This window comes from Neokomagataea anthophila, assembly GCF_018122595.1.
Classification (GTDB): Bacteria; Pseudomonadota; Alphaproteobacteria; order Acetobacterales; family Acetobacteraceae; genus Gluconobacter; species Gluconobacter anthophilus.
The window spans coordinates 1-219 of sequence record NZ_JAGRQH010000226.1 but is presented as its reverse complement, the minus strand read 5'-3'; the positions used below and the strand labels follow the sequence as shown (position 1 = coordinate 219).

General features: G+C 54.3%; 1 pseudogene. It reads left to right on the top strand.

The features are described 5' to 3' along the window. Positions 1 to 121: 121 nt before the first annotated feature. Positions 122 to 219 (top strand): annotated as a pseudogene (locus KB213_RS12540) (co-chaperone GroES); the annotation flags it as partial.

Genomic DNA, 219 nt, shown 5'->3' with positions numbered 1-219 from the left:
GGGGGGAAATACTACCTCTTTGGCACTCCTCAATGGGGAGTGCTAACACCGCTGCTATTAATGAGCGCCTAACCTGTCACGTCGCTTCTTTTTTAGGGCGTGGCTTAAACAGGAGAGATCCATGACGACATTTCGTCCCCAGCACCACCGTGTTGTGGTTCGTCGCCTGACCCGCGCAGAAAAGACCCTTGGTGGCATCATCATTCCGGACACCCCACA